This window comes from Corynebacterium curieae (assembly GCF_027570035.1).
Classification (GTDB): domain Bacteria; phylum Actinomycetota; class Actinomycetes; order Mycobacteriales; family Mycobacteriaceae; genus Corynebacterium; species Corynebacterium curieae.
The window spans coordinates 1-4,879 of the sequence record NZ_JAKMUU010000018.1 but is presented as its reverse complement, the minus strand read 5'-3'; the positions used below and the strand labels follow the sequence as shown (position 1 = coordinate 4,879).

At 61.6% G+C, this 4,879-nt stretch carries 4 protein-coding genes; 3 read left to right on the top strand and 1 reads right to left on the bottom strand.

Features of this window, described 5'->3' with window-relative positions:
• Positions 1-33: 33 nt before the first annotated feature.
• Entirely contained in the window at positions 34-219 is a 186-nt protein-coding gene (locus tag L8V01_RS11780; protein WP_023022020.1) for a hypothetical protein, read from the bottom strand.
• A 66-nt stretch (positions 220-285) separates the two neighbouring features.
• Between L8V01_RS11780 and L8V01_RS11775 the strand changes: the two genes are divergently transcribed.
• Genes L8V01_RS11775 through L8V01_RS11765 form a run of 3 tightly spaced genes read left to right on the top strand, consistent with a single transcriptional unit; the run spans position 286 to position 4,543 of the window.
• Positions 286-2,301 carry a helicase-associated domain-containing protein gene (locus L8V01_RS11775; protein WP_269947164.1) on the top strand — a complete coding sequence of 672 codons (2,016 nt, stop codon included), beginning with the start codon at positions 286-288 and terminating at the stop codon, positions 2,299-2,301.
• Entirely contained in the window at positions 2,298-3,923 is a 1,626-nt protein-coding gene (locus L8V01_RS11770; protein WP_269947163.1) for a DNA repair helicase XPB, read from the top strand. Before L8V01_RS11775 ends, L8V01_RS11770 begins: the two co-directional genes overlap by 4 nt.
• Positions 3,920-4,543 carry a DUF3239 domain-containing protein gene (locus L8V01_RS11765; protein ID WP_269947162.1) on the top strand — a complete coding sequence of 208 codons (624 nt, stop codon included), beginning with the start codon at positions 3,920-3,922 and terminating at the stop codon, positions 4,541-4,543. The genes L8V01_RS11770 and L8V01_RS11765 overlap by 4 nt, the downstream gene beginning before the upstream one ends.
• Positions 4,544-4,879 lie beyond the last annotated feature (336 nt).

The following is a 4,879-nucleotide window of genomic DNA, read 5'->3' as shown; positions in this document are numbered from 1 at the left end:
ATGCAAGGGGCCCTTTCTGTATGAAGGAAAACTCTAGCGGTTAATGCGAGTATAAGGGTGAACGTAGTTCAGCTTCTCTGCCGGCATTGGCAAGATCAGATCATCGCCATAAGGGCTGGACGCACCAGCAAAAGGCGCAGAGATTTCCGTAATTGCATGCTCGCGATTTTCGTTCTTCGGCCAAGCCGGGGAAACGTGACCCTTCTTCTCATTCGACATAGTCTTTATTATTTCAAACCTCGCGCAAAAACGTAACTCAAACGATAACTAGACTTGGGTGGCATCATGTCTCAGTCTTCCCATCTTCCGCATTTCCGCACGTGGCTCGCCTCCCTTGACGAAGAAGAGCTGGCGACAATCCTCCGCAACCGGCCGGATGTGCTCAACCCGCTACCCCCAAGTATCGCCGCGCTCGCCACCCGGCTGCTGCTGCGCACCTCGATTGCGCGAGCACTGATGGAATGCTCGGCGGAACTGCTCGCGGAAATCGAAAGCATCGCGAGCCGCGGCGGGGAGCTCGAAGAGGTAGAAGATCTGCATCCAGGCATCACCCGTCAGCTCAAGGAGCGCGGCCTAGCCTACGGCAATATCCTCATCCCACCAGAAGTCATGCCCGCCCTGCCCACGGGCTGGTCCCTCCTCGAGCAAGTCCGAGTCAGCCCCGAAGACATCGACCAGCTGCCAGCCGAAGAGCGGAAGGTCCTCGAGACCCTTTCCCGCTCCAATGGCCTCGGCACCACGCGAGACGCCGCGATCGATGCGGATCCGACGCGGCCGATTCCGCGACTCATCGCCAAGCAGCTGCTGCAACGCGTAGACGCAACCACCGTCCGCCTGCCACGCGCCGTGCACCTTGCGGTTCACGGAAAGTCCACCGCCCCAATCCCCCTGGAAGGAATCACCGAATCCGCTTCCCCCGATTCCAAAGCCGATGATGCCGGCACCGCCGCCGGGTTATCCGCCGTGCGAGGCATGCAGCGTGTCATTGATGCCCTTGGCGCGCGGCCGATTGAACTCCTCAAGGACAAGACAGTGGGTGTTCGCCAGCTCACCAATTTGAGCAAAGCCCTCTGCATCAATGAAGGAGAGCTACGCCGCCTCATTGAACTCGGCATGAGCGCCCGTCTGCTCAACCGCGGCGAACCGAAAAACCTGGAGGGCAATTTCCTCGCCCCCACGGAGCTTTCTCAGGGCTGGCTCGATGCGAGCCTCGCGGAAAAGTGGCAGGTCCTGCTCGAGGCGTGGACTACCTCCACATGGACTAAGGAGGGGCGCACGCTGGCGCACACCAATGACCGGCTGCCGGGATTCCGGGATAAGGTCTTGGAGGTCTACCTGCGCGGGGCGAAACCCACCTTCGAGGAGGCTCTGCGCTTCCACTTCCCACTCTTCGCCACGCATACCTCGGATGAAACCATCGCCGATCTCCGCGCAGAAGCCGAGTGGATCGGCGCAATCGCCTTGGAGCGCCCCACTAGCGTGCTCATCGAAGGCCCCGAGGCAGCCGCCCGGCTCACCCCGGACACCGTCAACTATTTCCTCATCCAGGCTGATATGACCGTCTTGGTTCCCGGCCCGCTCGATCCAGTAACCCACCAAAGGCTCGAATCCGTAGCCGATCTCGAATCCCCCGGCCTAGCCAGCGTCTACCGCATTTCGGATGCTTCCCTGCGCCGCGGCCTTGATCGTGGCATGACGGGAGAGGAAATACACGCTTTCTTCGCCGGCCACGGGGAAGTACCGCAGACGCTGGAGTTCCATATCGGGGACGTCGCCAAGCGCCATGGCACCCTGCGCTCTGGGCCGGCGCTGTCCTACCTGCGCAGCGAGGATCCGGCTCTCCTCCAGATTGCGCTCAAGGCTGCGCCTTTGCGCCTGCTCGCGCCCACCGTCGCGGTTTCTCAATTACCCGTGCACGACCTGCTGGAGCGCCTGCGCGAGCACGGACTTTCCCCTGCCGCAGAGGACGAAAACGGCGCCAGCCTTATCGTCGCACCCGAACCAGCTACCCTGCCGACCCCGACCGCCCGCCGAACTACCGCTTCCCCGGATATTGCGAAGGCCCTGCGCAACCTGCGCGATGACACCGCCCCTACTACTCCCAGCCTGGACATAGTCCACGCCGCCGCACGCTCTGCCCGGCCTATTACCATTGGCTATGCGGATAAGAACGGCAATGAAAAGCACCGCACCGTCACCCCGCTAACCGTGGCGGGCGGGCAAATCGACGCCCGCGCGGCCGATGGCTCTACCATCCGGTTTCCCTTGCACCGAATCACCTCCGTTACGCTGGAGCCATGAATGGACCATTGATTGTGCAGTCGGATAAGACCGTCCTGCTCGAGGTGGATCACGCCCAGGCCGCCGAGGCCCGCGCGGCGCTCGCTCCTTTTGCGGAGCTGGAGCGCGCTCCCGAGCACGTGCACACCTACCGCATCACCCCACTTGCGCTGTGGAATGCCCGCGCGGCCGGACACGACGCTGAGCAGGTCGTCGACGTCCTAGAAACCTACTCCCGGTTTCCGGTCCCCCAAGCCCTGCTTATCGACGTCGCCGAAACCATGTCCCGTTACGGTCGCGTCCGCCTCCACGCCCATCCAGCCCACGGCCTCATCCTCGAGTCCGATGAGCCACCCATCCTGGAAGAACTCTCCCGCGGCGCTACCGGAAAACTCCTCGGCACCCGCATCGACGAGAACACCATCGCCGTCCCGCCCTCCGAGCGCGGCCGCCTTAAACAAGCCCTCCTCAAGGCCGGCTGGCCGGCAGAAGACCTTGCCGGTTACGTCGATGGCGAGTCCCACCCCATCGCCCTTAATCACGACGGCTGGCAGCTGCGTGACTACCAGCAGTACGCCACCGAGGCCTTCTGGTCCGGTGGCTCTGGCGTCGTCGTGCTGCCGTGCGGCGCCGGCAAGACCATCGTCGGCGCGGCTGCGATGGCCAAAGCGGAATCCACCACGCTCATCCTGGTAACCAATACCGTCGCCGGCCGACAGTGGCGCGACGAACTCCTGCGCCGCACGACCCTGACTGAAAACGAAATCGGCGAATACTCCGGCGAAAAGAAGGAGATCAAGCCAATAACCATCGCTACCTACCAGGTGGTCACACGCAAAACGAAGGGCGAATACCGAGCCCTTGAGCTTTTCGATTCCCGCGACTGGGGCCTTATCATCTACGACGAGGTCCACCTACTGCCTGCGCCGGTGTTCCGGATGACGTCGGACCTCCAATCGCGGCGTCGACTAGGGCTTACCGCTACTCTCGTGCGCGAGGACGGCCGCGAGGGCGACGTTTTCTCCCTTATCGGCCCCAAGCGTTATGACGCCCCTTGGAAAGAGCTCGAGATGGCCGGTTATATTGCCACCGCCGAATGCATCGAGGTCCGTGTGGATATGGACGCCGAGGAACGCATGCTATACGCCACTGCCCAGCCCCGCGATCGTTACCGCATCGCAGCTCAAGCAGCCGCCAAACTGCGGGCAGTGGACACGATCCTCGCCCGCCACCCACAGCAGGCCCTTATCATCGGCGGCTACGTCGACCAGCTCAAGGAGCTTGGCACGCATCTCGACGCACCCGTTATCGACGGCTCCACCTCCACCGCCAAGCGCGAGCGCCTCTTCCAACAGTTCCGGGATGGCTCACTCCCTGTACTTGTTGTTTCCAAGGTTGCCAATTTCTCCATCGACCTTCCCGAGGCCGCCCTAGCTATCCAGGTCTCCGGCACCTTCGGCTCCCGCCAAGAAGAGGCCCAACGCCTCGGCCGGCTGCTGCGCCCCAAGGAAGAAGAAGCCCTCTTCTATTCGCTGGTCACCCGCGATAGCCTCGACGCGGACTACGCCGTGCACCGCCAACGCTTCCTCGCCGAACAGGGATATGCCTACCGGCTTATCGACGCACTAGACTTAGAACAATGAAAATCTTCAAGTTCGACGTAGACGAGTCCTTTGCCAAGGCCAATAACGAGCTCTTGCGCGATTCCAACCGCCTTCGCATCTCCGGCCTCGTGCTGGGCATCCTGCTCATCATCGGCGGCGCGGCCATCTGGTGGGGATTTTCCTGGGGCATTACCATCGGTCTCGGCATGATCCTTTTCGGAATCATGGTGGCTATCGTCGGCTTCGCCGCCGCACGTAAAGTTGGCACCGCCCAGCAACTCTATGACTCCTATCCTCTTGCTCCGGCTGTCATCGCTGAGGTCAACGAACGCGACATGGTCCTGCTCGCCCTGGTCAACACCAACGTGGATCCTTCCCTGTCTCCCCGCTGGGCTGCGTGCCTGCGCACCGTGACCGCCATTCCCGGTACCCAGAGAACCGTAGGCACCAAGGTTCCCGTCGCCGCGGTTTCCGGCCGCGCGGACAATAACCACTGGCAGCAAATCACCCCTATGCCCATCGCTTGGGGCACCCCCGACGCGGAGACTGTCACTATTGCCCGCAAGTCCATCCCCCAGGAGGAATGGCAGCGCCTCGAGCGCGCCCGCAAGCGCCTTTCCGACGTGAAGGCCACGAAGTTCGACCTCCTCGTACTCTAAAGCACCATAAGGCTTTTGGTTCACTACCACGTGCTCATGAGAAATAGCCGATGCTCCGCTTACATGCGATCTCAGCCATTAGCCTGAATAGAGCCCCATCTCCTGCCAAGGACCGCGCGAATGCGCAATGCACTCGGATACTCGGTTTAGGGCATGCTTTATAGCTCGGTAGCCCTCGAAAAGGAACCGAGTTAAGCACTGAACATGCAGCTATGCCTGCGCGACCAAACCGCTGGGCTTGGGGTTCTATCTTTTCCCTTCATTACTTTTTGTTCTTTGTTGTTGGTGTGTGAGGTATTGGGCCCAGGTGTGGTTCCAGTGTGTGTGGTGTGTGGC